This is a genomic window from Geotoga petraea (assembly GCF_900102615.1).
GTDB classification, from domain to species: Bacteria; Thermotogota; Thermotogae; order Petrotogales; family Petrotogaceae; genus Geotoga; species Geotoga petraea.
In genome coordinates this window covers 18,137-35,341 of the sequence record NZ_FMYV01000002.1, presented here as the reverse complement: position 1 = coordinate 35,341, position 17,205 = coordinate 18,137, and the positions used below count along the sequence as shown (strand labels likewise).

Genomic DNA, 17,205 nt, shown 5'->3' with positions numbered 1-17,205 from the left:
CCTCCAATTTTAAGAACATTTAGACCAGCCACAAGTCTTACAAGAAGTACAACCCGATTCCATTATCAAAGAATTCTTGTTCAAACAACTTGGGCAATATGTATTTCCCTCAGAATCTATGTAAACACCTTTCTCATATTTAAGATCATTAACATGGACAAATTTTTCTATCTCTTCTTTTGTTTTTGGTTTACCTGTTTTATATACCTCGTATGAATCTACTTCTTCTTTCCAGAGTTCTGCAAAATCTTCGATGGCTTTTTTAACTTCTTCGGCCAAATTCTTACAATAACCACCTTTAACTTTCTTTAGTTGTTCAATTATTTCATCTGATGAGACTCCTGCCCTTAAAGCGATAGAAGATAATCTTCCTATTATCTCAGTTGTCTCTGTCCCATCAGACAAGAAAACTTCAATGGCCTCTCCGTTGTCATCAAAAGAAAGTGTTATGTAAATAGTACTATCGTCAAACTTGAATTTTCTTGTAACACTTCTTAGAGTTTCTTTTCTTGGCCTTGCCCTTAGCTTATGTTTTTCATCTAAAACAAAGAAAGTGACTTTTTTGTCTTCTTTTTTATCTTTATTCTTCTCAAGTACTTGAGTTTGTAAGCTTCCATCCCTGTAGATGGTTATGCCTTTTATATTTAAATCAAGCGCTTTCTCATATATATTGTACACTTCATCAACAGTAATTTCTTTTTTCATGTTAATTGTTTTAGAACATGAAGCATCTAAATAGCTCTGAATAACGTGTTGAGCTAAAAGATGATCTTCAGCGCTTATGTCCATGGATGTAACAAAAATTTTTTTGTATTCATCTGATACATTTTTAATGTTTGTCAAACTTCCTTGTTCTATAATCTCAGCTTCCAAGTCTTCTGTTAAATCATCACCCATTTTATCTACCAAAATTGAATTGATATACGGTAGAGGGACTCTGTTGCCTTCTTTATCAGTCATATATCTTATATAAGCAAGCATAAAATTTGGTTCAATTCCAGATGAAGTATCTGCCAAATTAGAAATAGAACCTGTTGGTGCTACTGTGTTAGTTTGAACATTCCTCTTATATTTAATAGCTGTATTCAAAAAATGATCTCTGAGTTTTTGATTCCATAATTTTATATCTTCATCAAAATCATCTTCTAAAAGCGGCATTGGTATGAATCCTTTTGGATATTTTGATTTTTTAAAGTCTGGGAAATTGCCCCTTTTTTCAGCCAATTTTGAACTGGCAACGTGCGAAAAATAAGCCAATGATGCTGTAACTTTAGCCATAAACTTTCTTCCTTCTACTGAATTATAAGCTAAAGATTTTTTGTATAAAGCATCTGCAAGCCCCATTATACCAAGACCAATAAACCTCTGATTTTTAGATATTTCATCTATTTGAGGCAAGGGATAAACATTCATATCAATAACATCATCTAAAAATCTTGAAGCCCAATATACTATGTCTTCAAAAATATCCAAATTTCTGTCTTTTGGATTTCCAATGTCCACAAAGTCTATTAATTTGGCTATATCTATAGAACCTAAATTACAGCTTCCAAATGGCGGAAGAGGTTCTTCACCACAAGGGTTTGTTGCTTGAACAGGAGTTTCGTGCCCCATTGCATAATAATGATTGTGTTTTCCTAAAAATAGCAAACCAGGATCTCCAGATTTCCAAGCATTTTCACTAATTTTTCTTAAATATTCTTTTGCATTTAATTTTGCAGTTTTATCAGATTCTGGATGTTCAAGTGTTATTTCTTCATCATTTTTCAACTTATTTTTGAAATTATTCACATCATCTATATTTATAGAAATATTGAAATAATTTAGTACACTATTACCATCATTATCTTTTTTAGAATTAATAAAGTCCAAAACATCTGGATGATCGTATTTCATAACCGCCATTTGTGCAGCTCTTCTTGCTCCACCTTGCTCAATGGTAGAAGCAGAAGTGTTAAATACATGCATAAAGCTAATAGGCCCTGATGATTTGCCCCCTGTCCCAGCTATAGAAGTTCCTTTAGGTCTTAAAACTGAAAAGTCATATCCTACGCCTCCACCATATTTCATAATCATAGCAGATTGTTTTACAGCTTCAAAAATTCCGTCCATTGAATCATCCATAGGAACAACAAAGCAAGCAGAAAGCATGTTATGTTTACTCTTTGAGTCAAATATTTTTTTATAATCATCAAAACCCATATCCTTAGCTTCTTTTTTAAAAAGCTCTAAAGGCATTGCCTTCCCTGAATTAAAAATTGTCGGGCTATTAGGTAAAAAGATCCTTGATTTGATCATATTATAATATTTTTTCTCAATCTCTTGAATTTCTTTAACATCTTTAGTATATTTGACTTCTGCTGAAGCAACATGTCTGGCAACTCTTTTACTGACATCGTCCCAAGTTTCTTCCAAGTATCTACCTTGTCCATCTTTCATCAAATACCTATCTTTCAAAATTGTATTTGCGTTTTTTGAAGGTTTTACATTCAAATATTTGTTTATAACTCTTTCCATGAAATAAATCCTCCTTTAATAAGCTAACCGAAAAACAATAACTATATATACACATCATATATGATATCACATCTATATCTTGTAGTATAGTTAAATTTTTATTAAGTAAAAAAGAGGAATTATTCCAATAAATAAAAGCTTTTTCTCTAAAAATAATCAATAATTCTATTTTTTACCAAAATTAATATATCAAAACTATTTCATAAAATTTTCTATTTCGTCTATTTCTTTAATTATATCTTTAGAAAGATTTTCACAACCGTTTTCGGTGATCAAAAGATCATCTTCTATTCTAACTCCTATGTTTTCTTCGGGTATATACAATCCTGGTTCATTTGTGATAACCATGCCTGGCTCTAAAACAGCTTCTCTATCTCCTACATCATGTGTATCCATACCCATAAAATGCCCAATAGAATGAAAATAGTATTCAAAAATATCTTCTTCTTTTTCAATCAATCCTAATTTTATAGCACCTTCAGATAACTTTTTCTTAGATAATTCGTGTAGTTCTTTCAAAGAAACTCCTGGTTTCGCTGAATTTTCAACTTCTTTCATAGTTTCTAAAACAACTGTATAAACTTCTTTTTGCCTTTCTGTAAATTTACCATTCAAAGGAAATGTTCTTGAAACGTCTGCAGAATAATAGTTCCACTGAGCACCAAGGTCGAAAAGGATCATATCTCCATCTTTGGTTTCGGCATTATTGTCTTCATAATGAAGGATGGCTGCATTTTTACCTGAAGCAGCAATTGTTTTAAAGGCATAGTCTCTTACACCACTTTGCTTAAGAACAAAATCAAAGAAAGCTTCTATTTCATTTTCTTTCATTCCTGGTTTCATATGTTTCAGCATATTATAAATACCATTTTTAGTAATGCTAATAGCTCTTTTTATGTTTTCTATCTCTTTTTTATCTTTTATAATCCTTAAATCTGCTATTTGATGGTAGATATTTTTTATTCTCATACTTGGATATTTGCCTTTTATATCTTTTGCAAGTTCTAATGAGATAGTTGTAATGGGGTCATTCCAGCTTTGTTTTTCCAGATCTAAATAAATTTTTTCAAATTTTTGGTTCATCACCATACCAAGATCTTTTTCAAAATCGTTAATATATTTTATATCTTTTATCCCAGAAATTTTTTTTGCCTTTTCAGCTGACATTTTGTGGCCAACCCATTTTGCAATTTGGGGATCATCTTTTTCAATGTATAGTGATTCTGTTATTTTTTCCCCATTTTTTTGAACAAGTAAAACCATATTTTCTTTGTCTAACCCTGTTAAATAAAGAAAATTTTTATTTGGCGTGAATTGATATTTTTCATCTTTGGACTTGTACGGTGCAACACCTGAAAAAATCACCATTACCGATTTATCATCCATTGAATAAAATAGTTTTCTTCTTCTTTCTTTTAGGTATTCTATCATCTTTACTCCTCCTTAATTGAATATACTCTTATATCATTATATAATAAAATGTTAGTATATAAAAAGATGTGTCTACTTACTTAGGAGTGTTTTAATGAGAATATTAGGAATTGACCCAGGATATGGCAAAATTGGCTATGGAGTATTGGATAAAATAGGAAACAAGTTTAAAACTATTGATTTTGGTGTAATATATACTGATAAGGACAAGGAACTTCCTTTGAGACTGTATGAAATAAAGCAAAAAATAACAACATTAATAGAAAAATACAATCCAGATGAATCTTCCGTGGAAGATTTATTTTTCTTTAGAAACGTAACTACAGCGATACAAGTCGGTGAAGCCCGAGGTGTCATATTAGTAGCCCTCGTTGAAAACAAAATACCGATTTATGAATATACCCCGTTTCAAATAAAACAGGCTGTAACTGGTTATGGCAGAGCAGAAAAAGGACAAGTTGCCAGAACTTTAAAGTTATTGTTGAACTTGAAAAAAAATCCCACCCCTGATGATGCAGCAGATGCATTGGCAGCTGCTTTTTGTCACGGGAATTTCAGAGGTGTTATTTAATGACTATAAAAGAGTATTTTATGGAATATATTGGATATGTACCATTCGATATCGATGGAGAAGTTGAAACTACAGAATCTACAGTAAAGATAAAGATCAAAAACAACTTCAACGAAAGTTTAGAATCTTCACTGAAAAAGTTTTTCATGAGAAATCTTAAAAGAACCGTCGAAATAGAACCTATTGGTGATAATGACCTTGAATTTATAGTCAATAATTGGCAGAAGATCATCATAGGCCATGAATTAGACGATTATTTGAGCTTGCTTTTACCTGAATTGAAAGGCGATGTTCTTATATTCAAATCACATTCTAAATTGGTTATAAATAAAATGAGAAGCTCAAAAAACATACTTCAAGATTTAATAGTCAGACATTGTGGAATTAAAGCTGAGTTTTTATTAGAAATGGATAACACATTGAAACCAGATTTTGATGATACTTTTGGGCATGATTATATGAGCTTTGATACTTATGAAACTACTGAAAATCAGAAAATCGATAAAAAGAAAAATAGTAACAATATAAATAAAAAAGGTGATGTCATTCTTGGAAGAGACTTTAAAAAAATCCCCATTGACTTGGATAATGTACCGACAGTTGAAGGGAGTATTTTAGTCGTTAAAGGACAAGTATTTTTCAAAGATTACAATGAAAAGTCAAATATTAGCACTATTTTTATTACCGACAAAAAAGATTCTATAGTAGTAAAACACTTCTTCGATAAAGGCGAAATTCTGCATAAAAACATCAAAGTTGGAGATCATATAATAGCTGAAGGATCTTTGTTTTATGATAATTTTATGAACGATTTTGCAATAAAACCTTTTAACTTAAAAAAAATTAAACCAGAATTATCTGTAAAAGATGAATCAGAAGAAAAGAGAGTCGAACTTCATTGCCATTCAAATTTGAGTCAAATGGATGGAATAATGGAAGTTAAGGATATCATAAAAAGAGTTAAAGAATGGGGACAGAAAGCTGTTGCCATTACAGATCATGGAGCAATTCAAAACATACCTCAATTTTATGATATTGCTACAAAAGAAGGTATTAAACCGATTTTTGGTTTAGAAGGTGATGTAGTAGATGAATATATTGATATTATAAATATTTTCGGAAATGGAGAGCAAAGCATAAAAGATACAGAATACGTGGTTTTTGATTTTGAAACAACTGGTACTCAACCAGATATTAATGAAATTATTGAAATTGGAGCAGCAAAAGTTAAAGACGGTGAAATAATTGATAAATTTCATTCTTTGATAAAACCTAAAGAAAATATTCCAGAAATAACAACTGAAATAACGGGAATAACTCAAGAAATGTTGAATGACAAGCCCCCTATAGAAGAAGTACTACCTAAATTTTTGGATTTTATAGAAGGAGCTGTACTCGTAGCACACAACGCTATATTTGATTTTAGGTTTTTGAGATCTTGGGTTTCAAAATTATACAACAGGGTTTTCGAACAAACCTATATTGATACTCTTTCAATGGCTAAATCTCTTTTAACTATAAAAAGATTTTCATTAGATAAAGTTGTAAAAGCTTTAGGCTTAAGTGATTTCAACCATCATAGGGCTGATGAAGATGCACATGTTACAGCCCTTGTATTTATAAAATTACTGGATATGGCTTCTAACAGAGGAATAAAAAGATTATCTGATTTGGATAAATTAAAAAAATTCATAGATTATAAGAGAATTTTTGCAAAACATATGACAATATTGATAAAAAATAAAGTTGGCCTTAAAAATTCATATAAATTAGTTTCAAATGCTCATATAAAATATTTTTATGTTCATCCAAGGATTTTAAAAAGTGAACTAGAAAAAATGAGAGAAGGGCTACTAATTGGTTCGGGGTGTGAAAACGGAGAATTATCAGATGCTTTCATAAGAGGAGCAACAAAAGATGAACTAAAAGAAATAGCTAAATTCTTTGATTACCTCGAAATAATGCCAATTGATACAGTTGAAACCAGGGACGATCTATCGAAAGAAAGAATAATAGAAATGTATCGCACTATATACGAAATTGGAAAAGAGTTGGATAAACCTGTTGTTATGGTGTCAAATGCACATTATCTTGATAAAGAAGACATGAAGTTTAGACACGCCTTAAAAGTTGCAGATAAGAAAAAAGTGTACTATTCTAACAGACATATGAGAACAACTGATGAAATGTTAAAGAATGCCATGGAAATATTCGAAGATGAAGCTGTTGCAAAACAAATAGTAATAGATAATCCAAATCTCATTGCAGAAAAAATCGAAGATATAGTTCCACTTAAAAAAAAGCTAAATCCACCTAATATTGAAAATGCGGATACCGAAGTAAGGGAAAAAACTTATAAGAAAGCTCACGAAATATATGGTGAAAAACTACCAGAAATTATAGAAAAAAGAATTGAAAGAGAACTTGATTCAATTATAAAACATGGTTATGCAGTCTTATACCTTATGGCTGAAAGAATAGTTAAAAAATCAAATGAAGATGGATATCTTGTAGGTTCAAGAGGTTCTGTAGGATCTTCTTTGGTTGCTTACTTAATGGGAATAACAGAGGTAAATCCAATGCCACCTCACTATATTTGCCCAAAATGTAAAAAATCAATATTTTTTACTGAAGGAGAATATGGTTCTGGTTATGATTTGCCCGATAAAATATGCGATGATTGTAATGAAAAAATGATAAAAAATGGACAAGATATATTATTTGAAACTTTCATGGGGTTTGAAGGGGACAAAGTCCCAGATATCGATTTAAATTTCTCGGGAGAATACCAATCAAGGGCTCATAAATATGTTGAAAAGATGTTTGGAGAAGACCACGTTTTTAAAGCAGGTACAATATCGACTGTTGCTGAAAAAACTGCTTTGGAATACGCCCGAAAATATGCTGAAACAACTGATTTTGTTAGACAATGTGAGCAACAAAGAATAGCAAATGCTATAACTGGCGTAAAGAGAACCACTGGGCAACATCCAGGTGGATTAATGATTGTTCCAAAAGAATTCGAAGTTTTTGATTTCACCCCTATACAATATCCTGCTAACGACACAAAATCCGATATTCAAACAACGCATTTTGATTATCACGTTATTCACGATGATTTAGTAAAACTTGATGCATTAGGACATGACGATCCTACATTTATAAAGATGTTGGAAGATTTAACTGGTATAGATGCATTAAAAATACCAATGGATGACAAAGAAACCATGTCCATTTTTTCAAGCACAAAAGCTTTGAAAATAGATTTAAAGTCTGAATTGGACACAACAGTTGGAGCTCTTGGTATTCCGGAATTTGGAACGAACTTTGTTAGAAGAATGTTGGAAGATACAAAACCAAGTACTTTTGCAGAATTAGTAAGAATATCGGGATTGTCTCATGGCACAAATGTTTGGACAGGAAATGCTAAAAATATAATAGATAGAGGGGACGCAACATTAAACGAGGTTATCTCGTGTAGAGACGATATTATGAACTATTTGATTCATAAAGGTGCAGACCCTAAAAAGTCTTTCTTCATAATGGAAAAGGTAAGAAAAGGTAAAAGTTTATCTGAAGAAGACGAAAAACTAATGAAAGACTTAAATGTTCCAAAATGGTTTTTAGACTCTTGTAAAATAATTACATACCTATTCCCAAAAGCCCATGCTGCTGCGTATGTTAGCATGGCATTTAGGATAGCTTGGTTCAAAGTTCACAAGCCTTTGGCTTTTTATGCAACATACTTCTCAGTTAAAGGAGATGAATTTAATTTGCCAGTTATTTTAAAAGGGAAAAATTCTATTAAAAGACGCCTTATGGAAATAAAAGGTGAAAGAGACATAAAATTAAAAAGAGAAAGAACTGTTTTGGAAATAGCGTATGAAATGATTTTGAGAGGTTACAAATTTTATAATGTTGATTTATACAAATCTCATTCAAAAAACTTTCTAATTCAAAACAATGGTCTTTTGATACCATTTATAACAGTACCAAACCTTGGTGAAAAAGCCGCTGAAAGTATAATTGAAGATAGGAAAAATGGTAAATTTCAATCAATCGAAGAACTGGTAGCGAGAACAAATGTTAATAAATCCAACACCGAAGTTTTGAAAGAACTTGGAATTCTTAATGGATTGCCTGATAAAAATCAAATGTCGTTATTTGGAGGATAAAGATGGAAGGTTATGTCACTTTTTCACATTTGAATAAAGTAACTGAATTTCTCGATAATTTTTGTGGAACTATAGAACCTTCCACAAGAAATGCGTACTTCTTTTACGATAATGGCCTCAAAATTTATGCTTCTGACAATTGTGGAAGTATGGTGATGAATTTTACAAGGGACTTTTTACCTTTTGAAGGTGTTGCGATAATACCTATACAATATTTAAAAGGCTTAACCAGGGGTAAAAATAAAAAATCTGAAGAAATAGTAAAAATAGCTATAAACAAAGATCACGTGCTATTTACATTTGAGGAGATGAACTTATCGACTGAAATTAAGAAAGAGTCTTCTGTCCCATCTGTAATAAAAGAATTTGATAGTTTAAGCATAGATTCCCTCAACGATTTAATAAAAAAGATTGATTTCGTATCAGCATCTGCTAATGAAGACGACCTTATAAACATATTCACAAGAAGTAAAATGATAAAATTCAGCTATGTATCTGATTATTATTACATAGAATCTGAATTTTCAGAATCAAAAAAAGATTTTTCTCTATCTATACCCTACGTAACCATAAGACATGTGGTAAAATCATTAAAAAAATTAAGAAAAGATTCTAAAATTTCGATTGGTGTTAAAAAAAATAAATTAGTGTTATTAGCTCCTGGCGTGATAATAAACTTATGTACTCAAAAATACTACAATGATGTTTTAAAACTTGAAACATTCAAAATAATAGAGGAATTAAGGATCAAATCAGATCAGATTAAAAAAGCCTTGGACAAAATGTATATTTCTTTCAAAAAAAACAACGTAGCGTTCATCGTTTTGAGTACTAACGGTTCTTACATTTACAAAGAAGAAAATGATTCTCATCTTTCTTGGAAACTTGATATAAAAACTGAACACAAATATTTGGTACAAATTCATATAAGAAAGTTGAGATCTATATTAACAAGGATGCCTGAAAACCTTCTTTTTAAAATAACAGAATCTAAATTAATAATTTCCGATCTTAAAAGTAAGAAATTAGCTATATTTCAGATTCAAAAAATTTCAAAGTAGTGAGGTGCTAAATGCAAAATAGGACAAAAGGGCTAATTTTTTTATCTATAACTGTTATTTTATGGGGGATATCTTTTGTTGCTACTTCTGTTGTTGTTCAATTTATTCCACCAATTATTGCTGGGTTCATTAGGTTTATAATCGCATCAATATTCTTAATGATTTTGGTGAGAAAAAATGTTAAATATTCTAAAAAAGATTTCTTTTATTTGGTTATGTCCGGTTTTTTTGGAATTACAGCCTATTTCATATTCGAGAACACAGCATTGATTTATACAACACCAAGCAACAGTTCTCTTATAATATCTTCTACACCAATATTTTTTCTTTTAGTAAATGATATTATAAAAAGAAAATTATCTAATAAAATCAGATATTTGGGAACTCTTATTGCTTTTACCGGCGTTACTTTGCTTGTTTTAAATGGAAAATATATACTAAAATTGAATCCTATCGGTGATTTAATGATGATGATTCCAGTATTCAGTTGGATAGTTTACACTATTTACCTTGAAAAACTACATAATAATCATTCAAATTTGATTATAACAAGGGATATGACTCTTTTAGGAGCTATATTTTTTGCTCCTTTTGCAATTTTTGAATTTTTAAAAACTGATATGGGGATGGTTTACAATACCTGGTTACAACCTAACGTCATAATTTCTCTCTTGTTTTTAGGAATTTTATGTTCAGCGATTGGCTATATATTTTGGAATTATTCTGTGAAGATGGCTGGATCACAAACTACTATGAACGGAATTTACTTTATACCTGTTGTAACGCTAATTGCAGATTCATTAATACTTAAAAATTTTCCAAATGCCTTTACCCTAATAGGCGCAATTTTAATCATATCAGGAACTTACATAGCTGAAAAGAAATTTTAACAAAATGAATATAATCATATTATTTTCGAAAACAAAATCATATATAATATAAACAGTTGCAATTGCAACTGTTTATATTATTCTATATTACGACAATATTTATCCTATTTTCTAAAGGGGGAATTGTATGAAAAAAGCAAATGTTTTTATTGAATTTATAAATATTTTTAAATCTTTAAAACAAGATATGAATATGTTTTTGAAAAAAGATCCAACTGCTACTTCAAGTTGGTTTGTTTTTTTCACATCAATAGCTTATCATGCTCTAATATCTTATAGATTTGCACATTTTTTTAACGCACACAAGATGAAATTCTTAGGATATTTTATTTACGTATTCAGCAAAATTTTTCACCATGTAGACATTCATCCTTCTGCAGAATTAGACCCAGGGATAGTTCTTGACCATGGATTTGGTATAGTGATTGGAGAAACTGCAAAAGTTGGTTCTGGAACTTTAATTTACCATGGAGCAACTTTAGGTGCAAAAAATGTCACAAAAGGGAAAAGGCACCCAGAAGTTGGGAAAAATGTCATGATTGGGGCTGGTGCGAAAATCCTTGGACCCATTATTATAGGTGATGATTCAGTGATAGGATCAAATAGTGTTGTTTTAATGGATATTCCACCAAAATCAGTTGCAGTTGGAATACCAGCAAAAATCAAAAAGTTCAATTGCCCATCTTATAAATTCATAGATATGAATAAAAAGATAAACAACGATTTCGTAATCTAATAGGAGGTTATAACTATGATTGAATCAGCAATAGGAAACACTCCAATAGTAACTTTATCGAATATTATAGAACCAGGAAGAGTTTTTATCAAATTAGAAAAAAACAATCCTGCTGGTAGTGTTAAAGATAGACCAGCTTATTTTATGATCAAAGACGCTGAAATCAAGGGACAATTAGGGGATCATCAAAAGATAATAGTAGAACCAACATCTGGGAACACTGGAATAGCTCTTGCAGCTATAGCCAGAAGTAAAGGGTATAAAATATATCTTACAATGCCAGAAAGTATGAGTGTTGAAAGAAGACAAATTTTAAAATTATTGGGAGCAGAATTAATATTAACTCCAGCAGATAAAGGGATGAAAGGGGCAATTGAAAAAGCTGAAGAATTGCAGAAAAAATACAACGCATTTATGCCAAATCAATTTGACAACCCTTCAAATCCTAAAGCTCACGAATATACTACAGGGCCAGAAATTCTAAAACAAATGGATTTCAACGTTGATGCATTTGTGGCTGGAGTTGGCACAGGCGGAACCATAACAGGCGTTGGAAAAGTTTTAAGAAAAACTTTTCAAGAATGCATAAAAATTTTCCCTGTTGAACCTGCTAATTCTTCTGTTATTTCAGGCAACCAACCTGGAAAACATAAAATTCAGGGAATAGGAGCTGGATTTATACCCGGTAACTTGGAATTATCTTTATTGGATGAACCTATAAAAATAACAGATGAAGAAGCTTATGAAATGACAAAAAGATTAGCTAAAGAAGAAGGCCTTTTCTTGGGTATTTCAAGCGGTGCAAACGTAGCAGCTGCAATAAAAGCAGCAGACATTTTAGGTGAAAATAAAAGAATTGTGACTATAGGTTGCGATTCTGGAGATAAATATATTAGTCTATTGGGTGAATAACTCTTTTGTAAAGTATTTGTTATTAAATATTACATAAAAGATGTTAGTATATTTTATTGTAAAGACAAATAACCCAATATAGGAGGAATTTTTTAATGAGTAATAAAGAGTGTTCATTTTGTGGGAAACCACAGTCTGAAGCCGATGCTTTAATCGCAGGTCCAAACGGAATATACATCTGTGACGAGTGTGTTGAGCTTTTTGATGACTTGATTGAAGAAAACAAACATAAGAATAATACTAAAGAAGGAAAAGAACAAAAGAAAGAATTTAAACTTCCAACACCCAGTAAAATAAAAGAGTACTTGGATCAATATATCATAGGACAAGAAAGTGCAAAAAAATCAATTTCAGTGGCAGTTTATAACCATTATAAGAGAATATTTTCATCTCACAAACTAAAAGACGTTGACTTAGAAAAATCGAATGTATTAATGCTTGGGCCAACTGGAGTTGGTAAAACTTTAATCGCAAAAACATTAGCAGATATTTTAGAAGTTCCTTTTGCTATCGCAGATGCTACTCCCTTAACCGAAGCTGGTTATGTGGGAGATGATGTAGAAAATATAATTTTAAGACTTTTACAATCAGCTGATTTTGATGTTGAAAAAGCAGAACAGGGTATTATATATATAGATGAAATTGATAAAATCACCAGAAAATCTTCTAACCCATCTATTACCAGAGATGTTTCTGGTGAAGGAGTTCAACAATCGTTGCTAAAAATTGTTGAAGGAACTATTGCAAACATTCCGCCACAAGGTGGGAGAAAGCATCCTTATCAAGAGTTTATAAAAGTAGATACATCAAAAATTCTATTCATAGCCGGTGGAGCTTTTGATGGATTAGTTGATCTAATAAAACAAAGAACTGAGACTTCTTCTCTTGGATTTGGAGCCGAGATAAAATCTAAAGAAAAAGTTAGAGATGGAGAAATACTAAAAAAGGTAACACCAGATGACTTGGTTCATTATGGCATGATACCAGAATTTGTTGGAAGATTTCCTGTAGTTTCAACTCTTTCTGATTTAAACGAAGAAGATCTCGTGACTATTATAAAAGAGCCTAAAAATGCAATACTTAAGCAATATGAAGCATTACTTGATTTAGATGGTATAAAACTCACAATTACTGACGAAGCTTTATACGAAATTGCAAAAAATGCATTAAAAAGAGGAACTGGTGCAAGGGGTTTGAAAAGTGTTTTTGAAGATATAACCCTTGACATAATGTATGAAGCACCAGATTTAAAAGATGAAATAGATGAAATAATTATAGACGAGGAAGTAGTAAGAGGCGAAAAAGAAGTTATAAAAAAATATAAAAAAACTGCTTAAACAAAGGAAGGTTCAGATGAATGACCCAATAATCTTATCAATAGAAACATCATGTGATGAGACAGCTGTTTGTATTCTACAAGGTAAAAATAAAATTTTATCAAATATTGTTCTTTCTCAAATAAATATACACAAAGTTTTTGGGGGAGTTGTTCCCGAAATAGCAGCCAGAAAACATATAAAATTTTTGAACAATATTACTAAAGAAGCTCTTAAAGAAGCTAAAATTGAATTAAAAGATATTAATGCAATTGCTGTAACTAAAGGTCCTGGTCTTGTTGGGGCATTATTAATTGGTTTGAATTTTGCAAAAGCATTATCATTAAATTTAAATATCCCATTAATTGGTGTAAACCATTTAATGGGACATATTTATGCCAATTTTCTTTCCTCTCCAGATTTAAAACCACCTTTTGTAACTCTTTTAGTCTCTGGTGGCCATACTATGATCTTGGATACCAAAGATTATATGGATTTTGAAATTGTTGGACAAACAAAAGATGATGCTGCAGGAGAAGCTTTTGATAAAGTTGCAAGGATGCTTGAACTTGGCTATCCAGGAGGTCCTATTATAGATAAGCTGGCAAAAGTCGGCAAGAAAATTTATAAATTTCCAAAGCCTCTTTTCAACAAGGGATATGATTTTTCATTTTCTGGTTTAAAAACCTCTGTACTTTATTTTAAAAAAGATAATCCTGAAGCAAAGATAGAAGATATAGCTGCATCTTTTCAGGAATCACTTGTGAGTACTCTGATTCATAAAACTGTTAAATATGCAAAAATAAATAACAGAAAGAAAATAGTGATAGCTGGTGGTGTTGCAGCAAATTCTACATTAAGAGAAAAACTTAATGATTATAAAGAATTTGATATCTACTTACCAGAAATGAAATATTGTACAGATAACGCCGCAATGATTGCTAGAGCGGGTTATGAGAAATACATAAGAAATGATTTTTCTGATTTTGATTTGGATGCTATACCAAATTTGGCATTAAAAGAATTATAATTTTTTTGATATAATATTATCAAATCAATTAATGGGGGTTAGAAAATGAAAAATTTTTTGAAAATTGTGGCAACGTTTTCATTTTTATTGATTATTGCAGTGACTACATTAAATGCTGCTGATTGGAGTAATGAAAAAATTTATTTCATCATGATCGACAGATTTGAAAATGGTGACCCTTCGAATGACGTCCAAACAAAAAGTGGAATAGACTTTGGAATAGTAAACTCGAAATATAATGGGGGAGATATTCAAGGCCTAATTGACAGATTGGATTACATTAAAGAAATGGGATTCACCGCAATATGGTTGACTCCACCAATTGCAAATCAATGGTGGGACGGCTGGACTAATTACGGTGGTTATCATGGCTACTGGGCTCGAGATTTCAAAAAAATTGATGAGCACTTTGGTAACGAAGAGTTATACAAAAAATTTGTCGAAGAAGCCCATAAAAGAGACATAAAAGTTATACAAGATATTGTTACTAACCATACTGCTAATTATTTTGAGTTAGTTGATGGAAATTATGTTGTGAATGATAAACTCGTTCCAGGAAAACCAGTACAATATCCGTTTAATAATTTTGATTACAATGATCCAGAACAGAGAAAAGTTAATGCTTTTCATTGGGCAACTGAAGTTGAAAATCCAGATGTTTATAACACAGCTTACAACGAACTTGATGATATTAACACTGAAAACCCTGAAGTAATTAAAGTGTTAAAAGATTCACACACATACTGGATAGATTATGCGGGGATTGATGGTTTTAGAATTGATACCGCAAAATATGTTGAACCAGAATTCTGGAGAGAATTTTTGAATGGAGAAGAAGGTGTTTTTGAAGTAGCGGAGAAAAACTCTAAAGAAAACTTTCTTGTTTATGGAGAAGCCTGGATAGGAAGCAACCCTTACGAAAACTACGGAGAAAAAGAAATAGCAAAATATTATGATTATGGATATAATTCTATGCTTGATTTTCCATTACAAACAGAACTGAAAAGAGTTTTTAAAGAAGGGAAACCAACCAACTATATAGGATACAGATTAGAACAAAGGCAAGAAATTTTCGATCCTTCTACTCTTGTTACTTTTATAGACAATCACGATATGGATAGATTTTTGAAAAACTCAAATATAAATTCTGTTAAACAAGCGCTGGGTATTATATATACAATTCCAGGTATACCAACCGTTTATTATGGGACAGAACAATCGTTCATTGAAACAAGAGCAACTATGTTTGCAGAAGGCTTTCAAGCTGGTGGAATAGATCATTTTGACACATCAGCTCCAATGTTCAAATACATAAAAGAATTAAATGAATTAAGAGACAATCATCCAACGTTCAGAAATGGAAAGATAGATGTTTTATACTCAGATAATCTTGGCCCAGGACCATTAATCTATTCGATTAAAGGTGAAAAAGACTATCTAATAATGATAAATACAAATTCAAAAAGAAAATATGCAACTGGAATAGACTTAGGTTATGAAAAAGGTACAGTCTTAGAACCGGTTTATTTGATGAATGTTATAGATAAACCAATTACTTATGAAGGCGAATTCAACCTTTTATTAAATGGAAGCTCTTTTGGTATCTATGAAATAACTAACGCGACAAAAAGTATTAAAGAAAATGAAATAAAAGCTGAAATAACAAATTTATATGAAAAAAACTCTTTTAAAGAAAACTTTATTATAACAGGTACTGCATCGAATTCTAAAAAACTTAAAATAATAATAGATGGAAAAGAGCAGGCATATAAAGAAGTTGAGCTTAATATGAAAGAAAATGAAGATTGGCAGGCAGCGATCAACATAGCAGATTTCACTCCTGGTAAACATACTGTTTTTGTTAAAGCTTATGGCAAAATTCCTATTTACTCAAATTACTCAGATACTTACGAATTTGAAGTCGATATACCTTCTGTTGAAATAATATCAGTTTCGGATCCTATAGGTGATGACAACGGTCCTAATGGTAATTATACATATCCAAAAGATTTGACATTCAAAAGACAGATGGATATAACTGGAGCCAAACTTTCAAAAGTAGGGCAATTGTTGAAATTGACTATGAAAATGAGAGAAGTAACTGACAACTGGTCTCCTTCAAAGGGTTTTGACCATGTTACTTTCCAAATATTTATAGATGATCCAGATCAAGAAGGGATGAAAATATTACCAAATCAAAACGCAAAAATGCCTGAAGGAATGGACTGGAATTATGAAATATACGCCACTGGTTGGGGAATAACACTCCACAACACCAACGATGCTTCAGAAGAAAGACTTGGAGAAGGGATAACTCCTTCACCTACTGCTGATGTAAATAAACAGCTGAGTGAAATAACATTTTCAATACCTTATAGTGTTCTAAATACCAACGATCTTTCTGGATGGAAATTTTATATAACAACTTATGATTATGATGGAATTGAAGCTGTTTTGAGGCCTATGTCTCCAGAAGCACAACAATGGTCTTTTGGTGGCGGAGACGAAAATTCACCAAAAATTATGGATGATTTAATAATTGAAATAAAATAAAAATATTACCCTC

The 17,205-nt window shown here is 31.2% G+C and carries 11 protein-coding genes; 9 read left to right on the top strand and 2 right to left on the bottom strand.

Annotation, left to right across the window (positions count from 1 at the left end):
• Nucleotides 1–9: 9 nt before the first annotated feature.
• A complete protein-coding gene (locus BLS00_RS02480) occupies nucleotides 10–2,517 on the bottom strand; it encodes an adenosylcobalamin-dependent ribonucleoside-diphosphate reductase (RefSeq protein ID WP_091402540.1) in 2,508 nt (835 codons plus the stop codon).
• A gap of 195 nt (nucleotides 2,518–2,712) precedes the next feature.
• A complete protein-coding gene (locus tag BLS00_RS02475) occupies nucleotides 2,713–3,948 on the bottom strand; it encodes an aminopeptidase P family protein (RefSeq protein ID WP_091402538.1) in 1,236 nt (411 codons plus the stop codon).
• A gap of 94 nt (nucleotides 3,949–4,042) precedes the next feature.
• On the opposite strand from BLS00_RS02475, the gene ruvC reads away from it, so the two are divergent.
• The 9 genes from ruvC to BLS00_RS02430 all read left to right on the top strand — a co-directional run bounded on the left by ruvC (nucleotide 4,043) and on the right by BLS00_RS02430 (nucleotide 17,192).
• Nucleotides 4,043–4,519: a crossover junction endodeoxyribonuclease RuvC gene (ruvC, locus tag BLS00_RS02470; protein ID WP_091402537.1), complete on the top strand. Its 477-nt coding sequence runs from the start codon at nucleotides 4,043–4,045 to the stop codon at nucleotides 4,517–4,519.
• Nucleotides 4,519–8,694, top strand: coding sequence for a PolC-type DNA polymerase III (locus tag BLS00_RS02465; RefSeq protein ID WP_091402535.1), 4,176 nt, complete (start codon nucleotides 4,519–4,521; stop codon nucleotides 8,692–8,694). Before ruvC ends, BLS00_RS02465 begins: the two co-directional genes overlap by 1 nt.
• 2 nt (nucleotides 8,695–8,696) lie before the next feature.
• Nucleotides 8,697–9,755, top strand: coding sequence for a hypothetical protein (locus BLS00_RS02460; RefSeq protein ID WP_091402534.1), 1,059 nt, complete (start codon nucleotides 8,697–8,699; stop codon nucleotides 9,753–9,755).
• 11 nt (nucleotides 9,756–9,766) lie between these two features.
• Nucleotides 9,767–10,645 (top strand): DMT family transporter, encoded by an 879-nt coding sequence (locus BLS00_RS02455; RefSeq protein WP_091402532.1) that lies wholly within the window; start codon nucleotides 9,767–9,769, stop codon nucleotides 10,643–10,645.
• A 127-nt stretch (nucleotides 10,646–10,772) separates the two neighbouring features.
• Nucleotides 10,773–11,381 carry a serine O-acetyltransferase EpsC gene (gene epsC / locus BLS00_RS10820; protein ID WP_091402531.1) on the top strand — a complete coding sequence of 203 codons (609 nt, stop codon included), beginning with the start codon at nucleotides 10,773–10,775 and terminating at the stop codon, nucleotides 11,379–11,381.
• A gap of 15 nt (nucleotides 11,382–11,396) precedes the next feature.
• Nucleotides 11,397–12,293 (top strand): cysteine synthase A, encoded by an 897-nt coding sequence (gene cysK / locus BLS00_RS02445; RefSeq protein WP_091402529.1) that lies wholly within the window; start codon nucleotides 11,397–11,399, stop codon nucleotides 12,291–12,293.
• A gap of 95 nt (nucleotides 12,294–12,388) precedes the next feature.
• Entirely contained in the window at nucleotides 12,389–13,630 is a 1,242-nt protein-coding gene (gene clpX, locus BLS00_RS02440; RefSeq protein ID WP_091402528.1) for an ATP-dependent Clp protease ATP-binding subunit ClpX, read from the top strand.
• 16 nt (nucleotides 13,631–13,646) lie between these two features.
• Nucleotides 13,647–14,639: a tRNA (adenosine(37)-N6)-threonylcarbamoyltransferase complex transferase subunit TsaD gene (gene tsaD, locus BLS00_RS02435; RefSeq protein WP_091402526.1), complete on the top strand. Its 993-nt coding sequence runs from the start codon at nucleotides 13,647–13,649 to the stop codon at nucleotides 14,637–14,639.
• 45 nt (nucleotides 14,640–14,684) lie between these two features.
• Nucleotides 14,685–17,192, top strand: a complete 2,508-nt coding sequence (locus BLS00_RS02430) for an alpha-amylase family glycosyl hydrolase (RefSeq protein ID WP_091402525.1) — start codon at nucleotides 14,685–14,687, stop codon at nucleotides 17,190–17,192.
• Nucleotides 17,193–17,205: the final 13 nt, after the last annotated feature.